General features: G+C 63.3%; 15 protein-coding genes. 4 read left to right on the top strand and 11 right to left on the bottom strand.

Annotation, left to right across the window (positions count from 1 at the left end):
* Positions 1 to 6: 6 nt before the first annotated feature.
* From AK81_RS07905 to AK81_RS07895, 3 genes are all read right to left on the bottom strand, one after another.
* Positions 7 to 1,251, bottom strand: a complete 1,245-nt coding sequence (locus tag AK81_RS07905) for an MFS transporter (protein WP_043198066.1) — start codon at positions 1,249 to 1,251, stop codon at positions 7 to 9.
* Between the two features lie 211 nt (positions 1,252 to 1,462).
* The gene (locus tag AK81_RS07900; protein ID WP_043198065.1) at positions 1,463 to 2,305 is read right to left on the bottom strand and encodes a mechanosensitive ion channel family protein; all 843 of its coding nucleotides are present in this window, start codon (positions 2,303 to 2,305) and stop codon (positions 1,463 to 1,465) included.
* 114 nt (positions 2,306 to 2,419) lie between these two features.
* The gene (locus AK81_RS07895; protein WP_043198062.1) at positions 2,420 to 2,905 is read right to left on the bottom strand and encodes a YajQ family cyclic di-GMP-binding protein; all 486 of its coding nucleotides are present in this window, start codon (positions 2,903 to 2,905) and stop codon (positions 2,420 to 2,422) included.
* Positions 2,906 to 3,005: 100 nt separating this feature from the next.
* Between AK81_RS07895 and AK81_RS07890 the strand changes: the two genes are divergently transcribed.
* The 3 genes from AK81_RS07890 to AK81_RS07880 are packed head-to-tail and all read left to right on the top strand — an operon-like array spanning position 3,006 to position 6,554.
* The gene (locus AK81_RS07890) at positions 3,006 to 3,923 is read left to right on the top strand and encodes a putative 2-dehydropantoate 2-reductase (protein WP_043198060.1); all 918 of its coding nucleotides are present in this window, start codon (positions 3,006 to 3,008) and stop codon (positions 3,921 to 3,923) included.
* Positions 3,924 to 3,961: 38 nt separating this feature from the next.
* Complete coding sequence (locus AK81_RS07885) at positions 3,962 to 5,986, top strand: sensor histidine kinase (protein WP_043198057.1); 2,025 nt, start codon at positions 3,962 to 3,964, stop codon at positions 5,984 to 5,986.
* A gap of 1 nt (position 5,987) precedes the next feature.
* Positions 5,988 to 6,554, top strand: coding sequence for a cob(I)yrinic acid a,c-diamide adenosyltransferase (locus tag AK81_RS07880; protein WP_043198055.1), 567 nt, complete (start codon positions 5,988 to 5,990; stop codon positions 6,552 to 6,554).
* A 131-nt stretch (positions 6,555 to 6,685) separates the two neighbouring features.
* On the opposite strand, the gene AK81_RS07875 is transcribed toward AK81_RS07880, so the two are convergent.
* The 4 genes from AK81_RS07875 to secA form a co-directional block, all read right to left on the bottom strand.
* Entirely contained in the window at positions 6,686 to 7,630 is a 945-nt protein-coding gene (locus tag AK81_RS07875) for a Nudix family hydrolase (RefSeq protein ID WP_043198052.1), read from the bottom strand.
* The gene (locus AK81_RS07870) at positions 7,627 to 8,259 is read right to left on the bottom strand and encodes a glutathione S-transferase family protein (protein WP_043198050.1); all 633 of its coding nucleotides are present in this window, start codon (positions 8,257 to 8,259) and stop codon (positions 7,627 to 7,629) included. Before AK81_RS07870 ends, AK81_RS07875 begins: the two co-directional genes overlap by 4 nt.
* Before the next feature lie 145 nt (positions 8,260 to 8,404).
* Positions 8,405 to 9,622 carry a bifunctional glutamate N-acetyltransferase/amino-acid acetyltransferase ArgJ gene (gene argJ, locus AK81_RS07865; RefSeq protein WP_043198048.1) on the bottom strand — a complete coding sequence of 406 codons (1,218 nt, stop codon included), beginning with the start codon at positions 9,620 to 9,622 and terminating at the stop codon, positions 8,405 to 8,407.
* A 173-nt stretch (positions 9,623 to 9,795) separates the two neighbouring features.
* A complete protein-coding gene (gene secA / locus AK81_RS07860) occupies positions 9,796 to 12,531 on the bottom strand; it encodes a preprotein translocase subunit SecA (protein WP_043198047.1) in 2,736 nt (911 codons plus the stop codon).
* Between the two features lie 389 nt (positions 12,532 to 12,920).
* On the opposite strand from secA, the gene AK81_RS07855 reads away from it, so the two are divergent.
* On the top strand, positions 12,921 to 13,376 hold the full coding sequence (locus tag AK81_RS07855) for a DUF721 domain-containing protein (RefSeq protein WP_043198044.1): 456 nt from the start codon (positions 12,921 to 12,923) through the stop codon (positions 13,374 to 13,376).
* 52 nt (positions 13,377 to 13,428) lie between these two features.
* Here AK81_RS07855 and lpxC read toward each other — a convergent pair whose 3' ends face one another.
* The 4 genes from lpxC to AK81_RS07835 all read right to left on the bottom strand — a co-directional run bounded on the left by lpxC (position 13,429) and on the right by AK81_RS07835 (position 17,851).
* Positions 13,429 to 14,340: a UDP-3-O-acyl-N-acetylglucosamine deacetylase gene (gene lpxC, locus AK81_RS07850; RefSeq protein WP_016498054.1), complete on the bottom strand. Its 912-nt coding sequence runs from the start codon at positions 14,338 to 14,340 to the stop codon at positions 13,429 to 13,431.
* A gap of 112 nt (positions 14,341 to 14,452) precedes the next feature.
* A complete protein-coding gene (gene ftsZ / locus AK81_RS07845) occupies positions 14,453 to 15,649 on the bottom strand; it encodes a cell division protein FtsZ (protein WP_016488958.1) in 1,197 nt (398 codons plus the stop codon).
* A 55-nt stretch (positions 15,650 to 15,704) separates the two neighbouring features.
* Complete coding sequence (gene ftsA, locus AK81_RS07840) at positions 15,705 to 16,967, bottom strand: cell division protein FtsA (RefSeq protein WP_043198042.1); 1,263 nt, start codon at positions 16,965 to 16,967, stop codon at positions 15,705 to 15,707.
* Positions 16,968 to 16,981: 14 nt separating this feature from the next.
* Complete coding sequence (locus AK81_RS07835) at positions 16,982 to 17,851, bottom strand: cell division protein FtsQ/DivIB (protein WP_043198041.1); 870 nt, start codon at positions 17,849 to 17,851, stop codon at positions 16,982 to 16,984.
* Positions 17,852 to 17,856: the final 5 nt, after the last annotated feature.

The raw sequence follows: 17,856 nt of genomic DNA, 5'->3' as shown, positions 1-17,856 counted from the left end.
CAAAGATTACTGCGCGACAGCCCCCTCATCAGGCCGCCCACCCACCACAAACCACAGCGGCCACAACGCCAAAGCCCCCGCCACACCCGCCGCAAGGGCAAAGTGCAGCAAGCTGGCCCCGGCGCCGATCATCGCCAGCACCGCCCCGCCCAACCCAAGCAAGGCAATGGTGATCATCCCCAGCATGGCCGAGACCAGGCCCTTGCTCTGCTCGCTGGAGAACAACGTCATGCGGTACAGCACCGCGTTGGCCACACCCAGCCCCAGCGCGTACAGCGACATGCCCGCCACCACACTGGTAACGCTCGGCCAGTACCAGGTCGCCAGCACCATCAGGCACAGGCCAGCCAGGTAGGGCCACAGCGCACCTCGCACCAGGGCCGGCAGCGGGTAGCGGTCGGCGATACGGTTGATGATCAGGTTACCGAGGATCAGCCCGCCAAACACCGGCAGCTGCCACAAGGCGTATTCCATCGTGCTCAGCCCCTCGTCGTGGATGAGCAGCACCGGCGACAGGCCGATCCAGCCAATCAACGGCAAACCGACCAGGCCCAAGGCAGCGCTGCCAGCGACAAAGCGGCGGTTGGCCAGCAACTGACCGTAGCCCGCCAGCAGTGGCAGCAGGTGAATCGGCGTGAACGCCAGGCGCGAGCCGTCACGGCGTTCCACACCGAGGGTTTCCGGCATCAGGCGGTACAGCAGCCCCCACACCAGCACTGAGCCGATGGCAAAGGCCACGAACAGCCAGCGCCAGTCCAGCCACTGCAGCAGCAAAGTGCCCACCAACGGCCCGAGCAGCGGTGACAGCAAGGCGATGTTGGCCAGCAAGGCCATCATGCGCACGGCGTCAGCCTCGCTGAAGGCTTCGTTCAGGGCGGGGTAGCTGACTGTGACCACAAAGCCCAGGCCGATGCCCTGCAGCAGGCGCAACAGGTTGAACACGCCGATGTCGTGGGCCCAGAAGCTGGCCAGGCAGGCCAGGCCGAAGAACGCGCAGCCAACCAGCAGCAGCGGGCGCCGGCCATAACGGTCGGCCAGCGGGCCGATCAGCCATTGCAGTACCACGCCCCCCAGCAGGTACAGGTTGAGGGCATGGGGAATGTATTCGGGGCTGGCGTTCAGGTCGCCCACCACCACCGGCATGGCCGGCATGACGGCGTCGCTGGCCAGGTAGGTGAGCAGCTCGAACAGGGCCAGGGTCAGGCCGAACAGCAAGGCGCGCAGGGGGGTGATGTACAGCAGTGGTTTCATGATGGGATATCGGGTGTGGCAGGTGGGGTCAGGCTATATGCCAGAAATGGCCAGGGTTTGCTGTGAACAAGTGTAATGAGGGCTGGAAAAGCCGGGGCCGCTTCGCGCCCCATCGCGACGCAAGGCCGCTCCTACAGAGCTTACGCGATCCCCTGTAGGAGCGGCCTTGCGTCGCGATGGGCCGCGAAGCGGCCCCAGTTTCAACGCGGTGTTACTGCGCTGCAGTCTCCTGCACCACGCGGATCACCCGCTGCGGAAACGGGATGTCGATCCCTTCGGCCTTCAACCGGTCACGCGCATGCTCGTTGAGCATGAACACCACGTCCCAGTAATCGGACGTCTTGGTCCACAAGCGCAGCGAGACGGTAATCGAGCTGTCGCCCAGCGTCGCCACGACCGCCTGCGGTGCCGGGTCTGGCAGAACACGCGGGTCCTTGGCCAGCTCCAGCAGCACGTTGCGGGCCTTCTGCAGGTCCGCCTCGTAGTCAACGCCCACGTCGAACACCACCTTGCGCGTCGGCTGGCGGTTGGTGTTGGTGATGATGCCGTTGGACAGGCTGCCGTTAGGCATGATCACAGTCTTGTTGTCACCGGTACGCAACACGGTGTGGAAGATCTGGATGCTGTCGACGGTACCGGACACACCCTGCGCTTCAATCCAGTCACCGATGCGGAACGGGCGGAACATCAGAATCAGCACGCCGCCGGCGAAGTTCGCCAGGCTGCCCTGCAAGGCCAGGCCGATGGCCAGGCCCGCGGCACCGATTGCGGCGACGAACGAGGTGGTCTCGATACCGATCATCGACGCCACGCTGACCATCAGCAGCACCTTCAGCACGATGTTCGCCAGGGTGCTGATGAAGCCCTGCAGCGCCAGGTCGGCGTTGCGCATGCCAACCAGCTTGCCGAGGCGGGCGCTGACCCTGTTGATGATCCACCAGCCGACCGCCAGGGTCAGCAGCGCCAGCAGCACACGGCTGCCGTACTCCATGATCAAGGGGATCCAGGTTTGCGACTGGCGGACCAGCTGATCGACTTCAGCGTTCAAATCCATACTCATCTCCTGATGCCGAGCGGCAAGTACACGGTAAAACAGGCCGCGCGCATTTACGCAGCCCCGGCCCCCATGGACATCATTACGCCATCGGGGTTCCGGGCAGCACCTGCATCAGTCGCGGAAGTTGTTGAACTGCAGCGGCATGTCGAATTCCTTGGTGCGCAGCAGGGCAATGGCTTCCTGCAAGTCGTCACGCTTCTTGCCGGTTACGCGCACCTGCTCGCCCTGGATGGCGGCCTGTACTTTCAGCTTGCCATCCTTGATGGTGGCAACGATCTTTTTCGCCAGGTCCTTGTCGATGCCTTCGCGGAACTTGGCTTCCTGTTTCTTTTCCTTGCCGGATGGGTACGGGTCCTGGGTTTCCAGGCACTTCACGTCGATCTTGCGCTTGACCAGCGCCAGGCGCAGGATCTCCAGCATCGCTTCGAGCTGGAACTCTTCCTCGGCGGTAAGCAGAACGGTCTGATCCTTGTCCTTGAACTCGAAGGTGCCCTTGCCCTTCAGGTCGTAACGGCGATCAAGTTCCTTGATGGCGTTATCAACGGCGTTCTGCACTTCGTGCTTGTCCAGTTCCGATACCACGTCGAACGAAGGCATGGTTGTTCTCCAAAAAATAAAGCGCGCTCGGTCTGAAGATGGAGCACGCTGAGTTAGACGGTTAAAATGCGGGCTCATTATAACGGGTTGCGAAACGCATATGAGCAGCACCTGGCATATTCTCGGCGCCGGTAGCCTCGGTAGCCTGTGGGCTTGCCGCCTGGCGCGCGCGGGCAAGGCCGTGCACCTGATCCTGCGTGACGGGCAACGCCTGCAGGCCTATCAGCAGGCCGGCGGTCTGACCCTGGTCGAACAGGACCAGCCCCGTCACTACGCCATCCCCGCCGAAACCGCACAGGCGCAGGGCCCCATCCACCGCCTGCTGGTGGCCTGCAAGGCCTACGATGCGGCGCCGGCAATTGCCGGTGTGGCACCGCGGCTGGCCGAGGGCGCCGAAGTGCTGTTGCTGCAGAACGGCCTGGGTAGCCAGGACGAAGTGGCCGACCTGGTGCCCCACGCACGCTGCATCTTCGCCTCCAGCACTGAAGGTGCCTTTCGCGAGGGGGACTGGCAGGTGCGCTTTGCCGGCCACGGTTTCAACTGGCTGGGCGACCCACGCAACCCTGCAATGCCCGCCTGGTTCGATGACCTGCACGAAGCCGGCATCCCTGCCGAATGGACGGTGGACATCCTCACCCGCCTGTGGCGCAAGCTGGCGCTCAACTGCGCCATCAACCCGCTGACTGTGCTGCACGAATGCCAGAACGGCGGGCTGCTGGGGCACCTGGGAGAAGTCGATGCGCTGTGCGCCGAACTGGTCCAGTTGCTGCGGCGCTGCGGCCAGCCAGAAGCGGCAGATGAGCTGAGCGAAGAAGTGCAGCGGGTGATCCTTGCCACCGCGGCCAACTACTCTTCCATGTACCAGGACGTGCGAGCATGCCGACGCACCGAGGTGCACTATCTGCTCGGCCATGCCTGCCGTGCGGCCGGGCGCCATGGCCTGCAAGTGCCACTACTGGAACGCTTGCAACAGCGCCTGGTCGATAACTTGCGCACGCGTGGCTTGCCCTGCGACTGACGCGGCCCTTTCAACCGGATACGGACATTGCCTAGCCCATGACCTTGCGCCAACGCCTGGAAAACCTCCCGGTCGGGCAGAAACTGCTGGCGGCCCTGCTGGTGTTGCTGGTGACCATCCTGCTGGTGGCCAACCTCACCTTCATCAGCGCCGCCTACTGGATCACCCAGGAAAGCATGGCCCCGCAGGCGCTGCAGACCATTGGCCGGCTGGTGGCCAACCCACAGCTTGCGGCCCGCGCCGGCGACACCCCGGAAACAGCCAACGCCCTGCTCAAGGAACTGGACAGCTACACGCCGCTGCGCGCCGCCGCCGTCTACGGTGGCGATGGGCGCATCCTGGCGCAGTTGCAGCATGGCGAACCACTGGCCCTGCCCAAGCATTTTCGCAGCATCGACGGCTGGCGCCTGATGGAGTTTCGCAGCACCCAACTGATCCGCATACCGCGCGACGCCAACCCGCCGGCGCACCTGCTGCTGGTGGCCAGCAGCGAGCTGCCCACGGCGTTCTACACCGGCACCCTCAGCGCCAGCCTGGGCATCCTGGTGTTCAGCATCCTGCTGTGGATTGTGGTCGCCCGGCAGATAAAACGCCTGATCACCCAGCCGATCAACCAGCTCGAAGAGCTCAGCCGCCAAGTCACCCGCGAAGAGAGCTATGCCTTGCGCGCCAGGCGCGGCAACGACGACGAAATCGGCAGCCTGGCCGAAGCCTTCAACACCATGCTCACGCGCATCGAGGGCCGCGAGCAGCAGCTAAAACGCGCTCGAGACGAATTCCAGAGCGCCTATGACCAAGCCCAGGGCCTGGCCGAAGAAACCCGCCACACCAACCGCAAGCTTGAGCTGGAAGTGCAGGTGCGCAGCAAGATCGAGAAAAAACTCACAGGCTTCCAGAATTACCTCAACAGCATCATCGACTCGATGCCCTCGGCGCTGATCGCCCTCGACGAACAGCTTTATGTGACCCAGTGGAACAACGAAGCCACGGTCCTTTCCGGTACGCCACTGGACGAAGCGCTGAACCAGCCGGTGTTCATCGCATTCGAGCCGCTCAAGCCGTTCTTGCCGCAGTTGAAGGAAACCGTGGAAAAGCATCGGGTGGCGAAGATCGAGCGGGTCACCTGGGCCAAGGACGACGACCTGCGCCACTACGCCCTGACCTTCTACCCACTGACCGGCGGCGGCGGGCGCGGCGTGGTCATCCGTATCGACGACATTACCCAGCGCCTGTCATTGGAAGAGATGATGGTGCAATCCGAGAAGATGCTCTCGGTCGGTGGCCTGGCGGCGGGCATGGCCCACGAGATCAACAACCCGCTGGGCGCCATCCTGCACAACGTGCAGAACATTCGCCGGCGCCTGTCGACCGAGCTGCCGCGTAACCAGGAGCAGGCCGAAGAGCTGGGCATCGACCTGGCCACGGTCAACCGCTACCTGGACAGCCGCGAGGTGCCACAGCTGCTCGATGGCATTCAGCAGGCTGGCGCCAGGGCAGCGAAGATCGTCACCCACATGCTCAGTTTCAGCCGCCGCAGCAACCGCCAGTTGGCGCCGTGCGACCTGCCGGCACTGATCGACCAGGCGGTGGACATTGCCGGCAATGACTTTGACCTGGCCATCGGCTTCGACTTCAAGGGCCAGGCCATCGTGCGCCAGTTCGACCCTGAACTGGGCCCGGTGCCGTGCACCGCCAACGAACTGGAACAGGTACTGCTCAACCTGCTGAAGAACGCGGCACAGGCCATCCACGTGCGGCCACAGCCCAGCGAGCCCGGGCGCATCACCCTGCGTACCCGGCTAAACCCGCCATGGGCGGAAATCCAGGTTGAGGACAACGGCGTCGGTATGCCCGAGGCCGTGCGCAAACGCACCTTCGAGCCGTTCTTCACCACCAAGGAAATCGGCCAGGGCACTGGCCTGGGTCTGTCGGTTTCGTATTTCATCATCACCAACAACCACAAGGGGCAGATGGAAGTGCAGTCCACGCCCGGCCAGGGCACCTGCTTTACCCTGCGCCTGCCCCTGGGCCAGCCGGCGACGCCGGCCAACACGGAGAAGTGACATGGGCTATCGCCTGTCGAAGATCTACACACGCACCGGCGACAAGGGCGAAACCGGCCTGGGCGACGGACGCCGGGTGCCCAAGGACCACCCGCGGATCGAGGCGATTGGCGAGGTGGACAGCCTGAACAGCCAGTTGGGCCTGCTGCTGGCGGGCCTGGACGAGCAAGGTCTGGACGAGGTGAGCACCGTGCTGGCGCCGTGTCAGCACCGTTTGTTCGACTTGGGCGGTGAGCTGGCGATGCCGAGTTACCAGGCGTTGACCCTGGCAGAGGTGGAGCGCCTGGAGGCGGCCATCGATGTGTGGAACGAAGAGCTGGGGCCGTTGAAGAACTTCATCTTGCCCAGTGGTTCGGCGCTGGTGGCGCAGGCGCATGTGTGCCGCTGCCTGGCGCGCAGTGCGGAGCGACGGTGCCAGCAGTTGAATGCCGTGGAGCCACTGGAGGGCGTTGGGTTGGCGTATATCAACCGGCTATCCGACCTGCTGTTTGTAGCGGCGCGGATCATCGGGCGGCGGCAGGGAGTGGCAGAGGTGTTGTGGCAGCCTGCCGAGAAACCGAAAGGCTGATATTGCCGGGGCTGCGTTGCAGCCCTTTCGCGACACAAGGCCGCTCCCACAAAAAGCAAGAACGGCGCCGTACCCTGTGGGAGCGGCCTTGCGTCGCGATGGGCCGCGCAGCGGCCCCTGTTACAGGCAACTCAGGCCTCGGGCCAGAACGCCCGAATCCCGGCAACACCCTGCGCCCCGGCTTCCCAGGCCTGCTCGCGCTCACCCGGCCCTACCCCACCCAGCAAGTAAACCGGCTTGTTGAACCCGGCAATCAACCGCTGCGCCTCATCCCACCCCAGCGGTACCGCCTTGGGGTGAGTCTGGGTCGCCTGCACCGGCGACAAGGTGACAAAGTCCACATCCATCTGCTCCGCCAGCGCCAGCTCCTCGGCGCTGTGGCAGGACGCCGCCAGCCAGCGTTCCTTGGGGAACGGCCTGCCCTTGGCGGCGTACTTGCGCAACTGCGCCGCCGTCAGGTGCCAGCCGGCGGACGGGAAATCACCCAGCCATTCCAGCGGCCCCTTGAGCATCAGTTGCGCCTTGCCCCCACACAGCCCTACGGCATCCACCGCCACATCACGGTACTTGGGGTCGTACATGTCCGGCGCCCGCAACTGGATCAGGCGAATACCGTTGGCCACCGCCTTCTGGATGCCCTTGAGCATCTGCGGCACTTCCAGGCCATCCGGGGTGATCAGGTACTGGTCCGGCAGACGCGCCGCAGCCACGATCGGTTTGTTGGCCTCAGGGAACTCGTATTGCGCCAGGTCCCGTGGCGACACCCACTCCAGCGGCTGCCCTTCTGCACCATGAGGTTCGCCCGTGAACGCCTCGACCTCGCGCACGTCCAGCAGCACCTGTTTGTCCGGGTAGTCATGGCTGACCTTGATCAGCGCACGCGAGCGGGTCACCTCGATGCCCAGCTCCTCGCGCAGCTCACGGGCCAGTGCCGCTTCCACGCCTTCACCCTCTTCGACCTTGCCACCGGGAAACTCCCACAGGCCACCCTGGTGCTGGGTATCGGCCCTGCGTGCAATCAGAATGCGCCCGTCAGTACCGCGAATGACTGCCGCTACAACATGTATCCGTTTCACCCTTCACGCTCCGCCAGGCCGGCCTGCTGCCAAGCCTGGAAGGCTGGCCACTGATAAATGGTTTCGATGTAGGCTGCCGCCTCTGCCGGCACTTCCACGCGGTAGGTGCGCAGGCGCACGGCCACCGGGGCGAAGAAGGCGTCGGCCAGGCTCGGCTTGCCGAACAGGAACGGGCCGCTGTCCTTGGCCACCACGCGGCATTCGGACCACAGCGCGACGATACGGTCGATGTCGACCTGCACGTCCAGCGGCACATCGTCCAGGGCCTGGTCACGCGACAGGTCGAACGGCATGGCACCGCGCAGGGCGAAGAAACCGCTGTGCATCTGTGCACAAGCCGAACGGGCTTGGGCACGCGCGGCTACGTCGACAGGCCACAGCTGGGCGTCGGGGTGCTGTTCGTTGAGGTATTCGGCGATGGCCAGGGAATCGGCGATCACACCGTGCCCGGTCTTGAGCAACGGCACTTTGCCGGTGGAGGAGAAAGCGAGGATGCGCTGACGGGTATCAGGCTGGTTGAGCTTGATCAGGGTTTCCTCAAAGGGCACGCCAGCCAGCTCGAGGGCCAGGGCGCCACGCAGCGACCAGGAGGAATACAGCTTGTCGCCGATGATCAGGTGATAGCTCATGGTTCGGCTCCATCGGTTTGGAATTCTGGGGCTGCTTTGCAGCCCAATCGCGACACAAGGCCGCTCCCACATGGGTCGGTGTTCGCAGGACCTTGTGGGAGCGGCCTTGTGTCACGATTGGGCCGCAACGCGGTCCCATTTTCGATCAGGTACGGTATTCGGCGTTGATCTTCACGTACTCGTGGGACAGGTCGGTGGTCCAGATGGTTTCGCTGCACTGGCCACGGCCCAGCTCGATGCGGATGGTGATCTCTTCCTGGGCCATCACTGCCGAGCCCTGTGCTTCGGTGTAGCTCGGGTCGCGGCCGCCTTTGCTGGCGATGCACACGCTGTCCAGGTACACGTCGATCAGGCTTACATCCAGCTCGGGCACGCCAGCACGGCCAACGGCGGCCAGGATGCGGCCCCAGTTCGGGTCGGAGGCGAACAGTGCGGTCTTGATCAGTGGCGAGTGGGCCACGGCATAACCGACGTCCAGGCATTCCTGGTGGTTGCCACCACCGTTGACCTGCACGGTCACGAACTTGGTGGCGCCTTCGCCGTCACGGACGATGGCCTGGGCCACTTCCATGCACACTTCGAACACGGCCTTTTTCAGCGCTTCGAACAGCGCCCCGCTGGCTTCGGTCACTTCCGGCAGGTTGGCCTTGCCTGTGGCAATCAACATGCAGCAGTCGTTGGTCGAGGTGTCGCCATCGATGGTGATGCGGTTGAACGACTTGTTGGCGCCGTCCAGCATCAGGTCCTTGAGCACCGCCGGGGCAACCTTGGCGTCGGTGGCGATGTAGCCGAGCATGGTGGCCATGTTCGGGCGGATCATGCCTGCACCCTTGCTGATGCCGGTGACGGTCACGGTCACGCCATCGTGCTGGAACTGACGGCTGGCGCCCTTGGGCAGGGTATCGGTGGTCATGATGCCGGTGGCAGCTTCAGCCCAGTGGTTTTCCGACAGGTTGTCGAGGGCGGCCTGCAGTGCACCTTCGATCTTCTCGACCGGCAGTGGCTCGCCGATCACGCCGGTGGAGAACGGCAGTACCGACTCGGCTGGCACGCCAGTCAGCTCGGCCAGCTTGGCGCAGGTACGTTCGGCGGCGGCCAGGCCTGGCGCGCCGGTACCGGCGTTGGCGTTACCGGTGTTGGTCAGCAGGTAGCGCACGGTGCCCTGTACACGTTGCTTGGACAGGATCACCGGCGCTGCGCAGAAGGCGTTGAGGGTGAACACGCCAGCCACGCTGGAGCCTTCGGCACAGCGCATGACCACCACATCCTTGCGCCCCGGGCGCTTGATGCCGGCAGAAGCGATGCCGAGTTCAAAACCCGGAACCGGGTGCAGGGTGGGCAAAGGACCAAGACCAACAGCCATTAGAGCGCTCCTAGAAAATACGGTTGATGTCGAAAAGCGGGGCCGCTTCGCGCCCCTTTCGCGACACAAGGCCGCTCCCACAAGGGACTGCGCAGCGTTGCGGCTGTGCGCTGTCCCTGTGGGAGCGGCCTTGTGTCGCGATAGGGCCGCAAGGCGGCCCCATGCGGGTCAGATCACTCGATCTGCCCGTGGCAATGCTTGAACTTCTTGCCCGAACCGCACCAGCACGGCTCGTTGCGGCCCAGCTTCTGGTCGTTGCGCACTGGTGCTGCGGCGACCGCCACTTCGGCGCCCTCCTCGCTCAGTTGCTCGCTCTCCAGGCCCGGTGCAGGGGCATGCTGGAACTGCATGCGGCTGGCCAGTTCCTCGGCCTCGCGGCGCAGGCGGGCTTCTTCTTCGATCGGATCTTCGCGGCGAACCTGAACGTGCGACAGCACGCGGATGGTGTCGCGCTTGATCGACTCGAGCAGCTCCTGGAACAGGCTGAACGACTCGCGCTTGTACTCCTGCTTCGGGTTCTTCTGCGCATAGCCACGCAGGTGAATACCGTGACGCAGATGGTCCATGGTCGACAGGTGGTCTTTCCACAGGTCGTCCAGCACGCGCAGCAGGATCTGCTTCTCGAAGGTACGCAGGGCGTCGATACCGGCCTGGTCTTCCTTCTCGGTGTAGGCGGTGGTGATCTCGTGCAGCAGCTTCTCGCGCAGGGTCTCCTCGTAGAGGTGATCGTCCTCGTCGAGCCACTGCTGGATCGGCAGCTTCATGGCGAAATCGCTGGCCAATGCCGCTTCCAGGCCGACCACATCCCACTGCTCGGGAAGCGACTGCGGCGGGATGTGCTGGCTGATGGTAGCGTCCAGTACTTCCTGGCGGAATTCTGCGATGGTATCGCCGATGTTCTCGGCGGCCAGCAGGCTGTTGCGCATGTGGTAGATCACCTTGCGCTGCTCGTTGGCCACGTCGTCGTATTCGAGCAATTGCTTACGGATGTCGAAGTTGCGGCCTTCGACCTTGCGCTGGGCCTTCTCGATGGCGTTGGTGACCATGCGGTGTTCGATGGCCTCGCCCGACTGCATGCCCAGCGCCTTCATGAAGTTCTTCACCCGGTCAGAGGCGAAGATGCGCATCAGGCTGTCTTCCAGCGACAGGTAGAAGCGGCTGGAACCCGGGTCGCCCTGACGGCCCGAACGGCCACGCAGCTGGTTGTCGATACGGCGCGATTCGTGGCGCTCGGAAGCGATCACGTGCAAGCCGCCCGACTCGATCACTTGCTGGTGACGTTTCTGCCAGTCCGACTTGATCTGGGCGATCTGCTCGGGTGTCGGGTTTTCCAGGGTGGCCACTTCGGCTTCCCAGTTACCGCCCAGCAGGATGTCGGTACCACGGCCGGCCATGTTGGTGGCGATGGTCAGTGCGCCTGGCGCACCGGCCTGGGCGATGATCTCGGCTTCCTTCTCGTGGTACTTGGCGTTCAGTACCTTGTGCTCGATGCCTTCCTTGAGCAGCAGGTTCGACATGTGCTCGGAGGTTTCGATGGTGGCAGTACCCACCAGCACCGGGCGGCCGTGGGTCATGCTTTCCTTGATGTCGGCAATGATCGCGGCGTATTTCTCGTCGGCGGTCAGGTACACCAGGTCGTTGAAGTCTTTACGTGCCAGCGGCTTGTTCGGCGGGATCACCATCACGTTGAGGCCGTAGATGGACTGGAACTCGAACGCTTCGGTGTCGGCGGTACCGGTCATGCCGGACAGCTTGGTGTACAGGCGGAAGTAGTTCTGGAAGGTGGTCGACGCCAGGGTCTGGCTCTCGGCCTGGATATTCAGGTTTTCTTTCGCCTCGATGGCCTGGTGCAGGCCCTCGGACAGGCGACGGCCCGGCATGGTACGGCCGGTGTGCTCGTCAATCAGCAGGACCTGGCCGTCCTGGACGATGTACTCGACGTTGCGGTGGAACAGCTTGTGCGCGCGCAGGCCAGCATAAACGTGGGTCAGCAGGCCCAGGTTGTGCGAGGAATACAGGCTCTCGCCCTCGGCCAGCAGGCCGGCCTGGGTGAGCATCTCTTCGATGAACTGGTGACCGGCTTCGTTGAGCTCGACCTGGCGGCTCTTCTCATCGATGGAGAAGTGGCCTTCCTGAGTGACCTGGCCTTCGACTTCTTCGATGTGCTGAGTCAGGCGCGGGATCAGGCGGTTGATCTCGATGTACAGTTTGGAGCTGTCTTCAGCCTGGCCGGAAATGATCAGCGGGGTACGCGCTTCATCGATGAGGATGGAGTCGACTTCGTCGATTACCGAGAAGTTGAGTTCACGCTGGAACTTCTCTTCCTGGCTGAACGCCATGTTGTCGCGCAGGTAGTCGAAACCGAATTCGTTGTTGGTGCCGTAGGTAATGTCGGACGCATAGGCGGCGCGCTTTTCTTCCGGCGGCTGGAAGGCCGAAACGATACCGACCGACAGGCCGAGGAACTCGTACAGCGGGCGCATCCAGTTGGCGTCACGGCGGGCCAGGTAGTCGTTGACGGTGACCACGTGCACGCCCTTGCCGGACAGTGCGTTGAGGTACACGGCCAGGGTACCGACCAAGGTCTTGCCTTCACCGGTGCGCATTTCTGCGATCATACCCTCGTGCAGGGTCATGCCACCGATCAACTGCACATCGAAGTGGCGCATGCCCATTACGCGCTTGCCGGCCTCTCGGGCCACGGCGAAGGCCTCAGGCAGCAATTGGTCCAGTGTCTCGCCTTTGGCCAAGCGCTCCTTGAACTCTGCGGTCTTGCCCCGCAGTTGTTCGTCGGAGAGGGCCACCATCTTCTCTTCGAAGGCATTGACGATACTCACCGTCTTGAGCATGCGTTTCACTTCACGCTCGTTCTTGCTTCCAAAAAGTTTTTTTAACAAAGGCGCAAACATATCGGCAGGATCTTCCACACGTAGGGATGGAGGGCGGCCCCATGAGTCGCCCGTGCAGCCCTGAGGCCGCATGCGAACGAGCATTCTACCCGGAAACGATGGTGAGGAAAGTGGTGGATTTCCACGATGCTATTACAGCGTTTTGGTAGGGGCCTGCCTTAGATAGGGGCATTTTCCCTGAGTTCAAGGCTTGGCAACATGAAAGCTATCGAGAATGACTCGTATCTTGTGTCGCCTGCACCGGCCTCTTCGCGGGCACGCCCGCTCCCACAATGATTTCCACAGGCCTGGCCTGGTGGCACACCTGTGGGAGCGGGCATGCCCGCGAAGAGGCCGGTGCAGGCTACAGAGGTGTTAAACTGCTGCTCTTGCAACCTCATGTGTACCCCATGGCCTACAAACCCTCCCCTGCCCAGCCGCCCTCCGCACTGCTGCGCCAGGTGCGCCCGCTGCGCCTGCTGCTGAACCAGGCCGAGCGACTGGAGCACTTGCAGCGCCTGCTGGAAAGCCAGCTGCAACCGGCTGCCCGCGAGCACTGCCATGTGGCGTCGTGGCGCGATGGTACTTTGTTGCTGGTGGTTACCGACGGCCATTGGGCAACCCGCCTGCGCTACCAGCAGAAGCGCCTGCTGGCCGCATTGCAAGCCATGGAAGCATTCGGCAACCTCAGGCGCATCCTGTACAAGGTGCAGCCACCGCTGGTGCCAGCCAAGCGAGGTGGGCATGCTGCAGAGCTGTCGATCAGCGCCGCCGAAAGCCTGCGCGACACCGCCGAGGGCATCACCGACCCCAAGCTGCGCGCAGCGCTGGAACGGTTGGCCGCCCACGCCAGGAACAAGCCATAAAAAAGGCCACCCGAAGGTGGCCTTGATTCAACACTAGAGAGAGTGTTCGAACTTACACGGCCGCAACAGGGCGCATGTACGAGATCGGTGCCGTGCTGGCATCTTCGAAAGTAACCACTTCCCAGGCATCGGTTTCAGCAATCAGCTTGCGCAGCAGCTGGTTGTTCAGCGCGTGGCCGGACTTGTAGCCCTTGAACTCGCCGATCAGGCTGTTGCCCAGCAGATAGAGGTCGCCAATGGCGTCGAGGATCTTGTGCTTGACGAATTCGTCATCGGAACGAAGGCCGTCTGCGTTAAGCACACCGGTCTCGTCGACCACGATGGCGTTCTCGACACTGCCGCCCAGCGCAAGGTTGTGCTTGCGCAGGTACTCGATATCACGCATGAAGCCGAAGGTACGCGCGCGGCTGACTTCCTTCACAAACGAGGTGCTGGAGAAGTCGACGACCGCACTCTGGGTCTGGCCCTTGAGGACCGGGTGATCGAAGTCGATCTCGAAGCTCACCTTGAACCCTTCGAAAGGCAGGAACGTGGCGCGCTTGTCGCCCTCTTCCACGGTTACCTCACGCAGGATGCGGATGAACTTCTTGGCTGCGTCCTGCTCTTCCAGGCCGGCAGACTGAATCAGGAATACAAAGGGTCCGGCGCTGCCATCCATGATCGGCACTTCCGAGGCGGAGAGCTCGACGTAGGCGTTATCGATGCCCAGGCCCGCCATGGCGGAGAGCAGGTGCTCGACCGTATCGACCTTGACGTCACCGTTGACCAACGTCGTCGACATGGTTGTCTCGCCGACGTTGGCCGCACGCGCAGGGATTTCGACCACAGGGTCGAGATCGGCGCGGCGGAAGACGATGCCGGTGTCCACAGGTGCAGGCTTGAGGGTCAGGTAAACCTTCTCCCCAGAGTGCAGACCGATACCTGTGGCACGGATGGTATTCTTCAGGGTGCGTTGTTTAATCATGGCATTGGCCGCTTCAGCGCAAATTGCGAACAGGTATCAACAAAGGCTGGGGATGATAACAGACCCAACCTTTGATGAATACCAATCACCTTTATACCCCTGATAAATTCCATTAATCAGCCTGACGACGCAGGAAAGCCGGGATATCGAGGTAGTCCAGGTCATCCTGAGGGTTCAGTTTAGCGGCTGCAGCAGCACCTGCATGGGCCTGGTTGCGCATGACTGTCGGGCGCTCCAGGTCACGGTAGTTGACCGCTGGCTGCTCCTGGCGAACCGGTGCAGGGTTGGAAGCTTCGTACGCCTGCTGGGCGGTCTGCAGGGTGTTGTCGACCACTTTGACCGGCTTCTCGATGCGCGCGCCCAGGCCAGTGGCCACAACGGTCACGTGCAGTTCGTCGCGCATGTCCGGGTCGATCACGGTGCCGACCTTGACCATGGCGTGGTCAGAGGCGAAGGCTTCGATGATGCTACCCACATCGGAGTACTCACCCAGCGACAGGTCCGGGCCTGCGGTGATGTTCACCAGGATGCCACGGGCGCCCTGCAGGTTGACGTCTTCCAGCAACGGGTTGCGGATCGCAGCTTCAGTGGCTTCACGTGCACGGTTCGGGCCGCTGGCACAGCCAGTACCCATCATCGCCATGCCCATTTCGCCCATCACGGTGCGCACGTCGGCGAAGTCGACGTTGATCATGCCAGGGCGCTTGATGATGTCGGAGATACCGCGAACGGCACCGGCCAGCACATCGTCGGCCTTGGCGAAGGCGGACAGCAGGCTGGCATCCTTGCCCAGGATGGTCAGCAGCTTCTCGTTGGGAATGGTGATCAACGAGTCGACGCTTTCAGCCAGCATGCGGATGCCTTCATCGGCGATCTGCATACGTTTGCGGCCTTCGAACGGGAACGGACGGGTCACCACGGCTACGGTGAGGATGCCCATTTCCTTGGCCACTTCGGCAATGATCGGCGCTGCACCGGTACCGGTACCGCCACCCATGCCAGTGGTGATGAACACCATGTTGGTGCCCTGCAGCACTTCAGCAATGCGCTCACGGTCTTCCAGCGCAGCCTGACGGCCGACTTCCGGATTGGCGCCGGCACCCAGGCCCTTGGTCACGCCAGTGCCCAATTGCAGGATGGTGCGCGCGCCAATGCTTTTCAGCGCCTGGGCATCAGTGTTGGCGCAGATGAATTCCACGCCTTCGATGCTGCTCTTGACCATGTGGTTGACGGCGTTGCCGCCACCACCACCAACGCCGATCACCTTGATGACCGGACTTTGCGGGACGTTGTCTACGAGCTCGAACATTTTCCCTCTCCTTACAGTTCTCTAGTTGTTGCGCCTACCACTACTGCTTTGAAACTTAGAAGTTGCCCTGGACCCACTTCTTGAAGCGCTCAAGCACTGGGGCCTTCGGTTCATCGCCATAGCTGTTGTTGCTGCTGTTGGTGTTACCGGTCAGGATCAGCTCCTCGGACTGCTTCAGCAGGCCGTAAGTGAGCAAGCCCACGCCGGTGGAATAGATCGGGTTGCGCACCACGTCGCTCAGCCCCCGAACGCTGTGCGGTACGCCCAGGCGCACCGGCATGTGGAAGATTTCCTCGGCCAGTTCCACGGCACCTTCCATCTTCGCAGTGCCGCCGGTGAGGACGATGCCGGCTGGCACCAGGTCCTCGTAGCCGCTGCGGCGCAGCTCGGCCTGGATCAGGGTGAAGAGCTCGTCGTAACGTGGCTCCACCACCTCGGCCAGCGCCTGGCGCGACAGCTCGCGCGGTGGCCGGTCGCCCACGCTCGGCACCTTGATGGTCTCGCCGGCGCCAGCCAGTTTGGCCAGGGCGCAGGCGTAGCGGATCTTGATTTCTTCGGCGTACTGGGTAGGGGTACGCAGGGCCATGGCGATGTCGTTGGTCACCTGGTCGCCGGCAATCGGGATGACCGCGGTGTGACGGATGGCGCCCTCGGTGAAGATGGCGATGTCGGTGGTGCCGCCACCGATGTCCACCAGGCACACGCCCAGCTCTTTTTCATCGTCGGTCAGCACCGAGTAGGCCGAGGCCAGCTGCTCAAGGATGATGTCGTCGATTTCCAGGCCGCAGCGGCGTACGCACTTCTCGATGTTCTGCGCCGCGTTGACCGCGCAGGTGACCACGTGGACCTTGGCTTCCAGACGCACGCCGGACATGCCCAGCGGCTCGCGAACGCCTTCCTGGTTGTCGATCACGTAGTCCTGCGGCAGGGTGTGCAGCACGCGCTGGTCGGCCGGGATCGCCACGGCCTGGGCGGCGTCGAGTACACGCTCCAGGTCGGCCAGGCTGACCTCGCGGTCGCGGATGGCGACGATGCCGTGGGAGTTCAGGCTGCGGATGTGGTTGCCGGCCACCCCGACGAAGGCCGAGTGGATACGGCAGCCGGCCATCAGCTGCGCTTCTTCCACGGCGCGCTGGATCGACTGCACGGTGGACTCGATGTTCACCACCACGCCTTTCTTCAGGCCGCGGGACGGATGGGTACCGATCCCGACGATTTCCAGGGTGCCGTCCTCGCCCACTTCGCCCACCAGCGCCACCACCTTGGAGGTGCCAATGTCCAGCCCGACGATCATTTTGCCGCTATGCGCGTTTGCCATGGTCCTGCCTCTCTCTAATTCTTCGCAACGGCGGGTTGGGCCGTCGTCGGTGCAATCGGTTCCCGCCAACCAACGGCAAGTCCGTTGGAATAACGCAGATCAATGCGGGCGATAGTGGTGATCTGGTCTTTGAGTGTCTTGTCGTAAATGGCAATGAAACGGCGCATCTTCTCCACCAGATGGTCGCGCCCCAACAGCAGCTCGATGCCTGGCCCGGCGCTGCTCGCACCGGTGGTCAGGAACCAGCTGCCTCGCTCGCGCAGCTCCAGGCGAGCAATGGAAAAGCCCATGGGGCGCAGCATCTGGCTCAATACCTGATACTGCTGCATGACTTGTTGCTGAGCACGCTGCGGCCCGGCCAACTGCGGCAGGTGCTCGTAGTTGGCCAGTTCGCGCGGGGTGAAGGCCTGGCCCTGGTTGTTGAGCAAGGCTTCGTCACCCCAGCGCGCCACCGGCAGCTGTTCTTCCAGGCGGATCACCACCTCGTCAGGCCACACCCGGCGCACTTCTGCGTGGGCGATCCAGGGCATCTGTTCGAGCTCCGCACGCATCGCTGGCAGGTCGACGCTGAAGAAGCTCGCCGCCACGTAGGGCGCGATGCGCTGCTGCACCGACTGCTGGCTGATGTAGCTGAGGTCGCCCTGCACGTCGATCTTGGTGATCGGCCGGTCGGCATACGGCATCAGGCGAATGGCACCCTCGTAGGCGCCAAAGCCGGCCGCCACCAGCAGCACCGGCCACAGCAGGCGCTTGAGGCCTCCCAGGCTTGGCCGCGGCAGGCGCGCCGATACGGGCTCGTCGGCCACCAGCCGGCTGGCACCACGCGGCACCGGCTTGCTACGGCCGGGAACGGGTTGCTGCTGACGTATCATCGCGCCTTGCATGGTTG

The sequence above is a fragment of the Pseudomonas putida W15Oct28 genome (assembly GCF_000708715.2).
GTDB classification, from domain to species: domain Bacteria; phylum Pseudomonadota; class Gammaproteobacteria; order Pseudomonadales; family Pseudomonadaceae; genus Aquipseudomonas; species Aquipseudomonas putida_R.
The sequence above is the reverse complement of the archived record's forward strand: the minus strand, read 5'-3'. Positions and strand labels throughout refer to the sequence as shown.

Bases quoted from the DNA above. Each gene is read 5' to 3' on its own strand.
- AK81_RS07905 (WP_043198066.1), bottom strand. From the start codon at position 1,251: ATGAAACCACTGCTGTACATCACCCCCCTGCGCGCCTTGCTGTTCGGC.
- AK81_RS07900 (WP_043198065.1), bottom strand. From the start codon at position 2,305: ATGGATTTGAACGCTGAAGTCGATCAGCTGGTCCGCCAGTCGCAAACC.
- AK81_RS07895 (WP_043198062.1), bottom strand. From the start codon at position 2,905: ATGCCTTCGTTCGACGTGGTATCGGAACTGGACAAGCACGAAGTGCAG.
- AK81_RS07890 (WP_043198060.1), top strand. From the start codon at position 3,006: ATGAGCAGCACCTGGCATATTCTCGGCGCCGGTAGCCTCGGTAGCCTG.
- AK81_RS07885 (WP_043198057.1), top strand. From the start codon at position 3,962: ATGACCTTGCGCCAACGCCTGGAAAACCTCCCGGTCGGGCAGAAACTG.
- AK81_RS07880 (WP_043198055.1), top strand. From the start codon at position 5,988: ATGGGCTATCGCCTGTCGAAGATCTACACACGCACCGGCGACAAGGGC.
- AK81_RS07870 (WP_043198050.1), bottom strand. From the start codon at position 8,259: ATGAGCTATCACCTGATCATCGGCGACAAGCTGTATTCCTCCTGGTCG.
- argJ (WP_043198048.1), bottom strand. From the start codon at position 9,622: ATGGCTGTTGGTCTTGGTCCTTTGCCCACCCTGCACCCGGTTCCGGGT.
- secA (WP_043198047.1), bottom strand. From the start codon at position 12,531: ATGTTTGCGCCTTTGTTAAAAAAACTTTTTGGAAGCAAGAACGAGCGT.
- AK81_RS07855 (WP_043198044.1), top strand. From the start codon at position 12,921: ATGGCCTACAAACCCTCCCCTGCCCAGCCGCCCTCCGCACTGCTGCGC.
- lpxC (WP_016498054.1), bottom strand. From the start codon at position 14,340: ATGATTAAACAACGCACCCTGAAGAATACCATCCGTGCCACAGGTATC.
- ftsZ (WP_016488958.1), bottom strand. From the start codon at position 15,649: ATGTTCGAGCTCGTAGACAACGTCCCGCAAAGTCCGGTCATCAAGGTG.
- ftsA (WP_043198042.1), bottom strand. From the start codon at position 16,967: ATGGCAAACGCGCATAGCGGCAAAATGATCGTCGGGCTGGACATTGGC.
- AK81_RS07835 (WP_043198041.1), bottom strand. From the start codon at position 17,851: ATGCAAGGCGCGATGATACGTCAGCAGCAACCCGTTCCCGGCCGTAGC.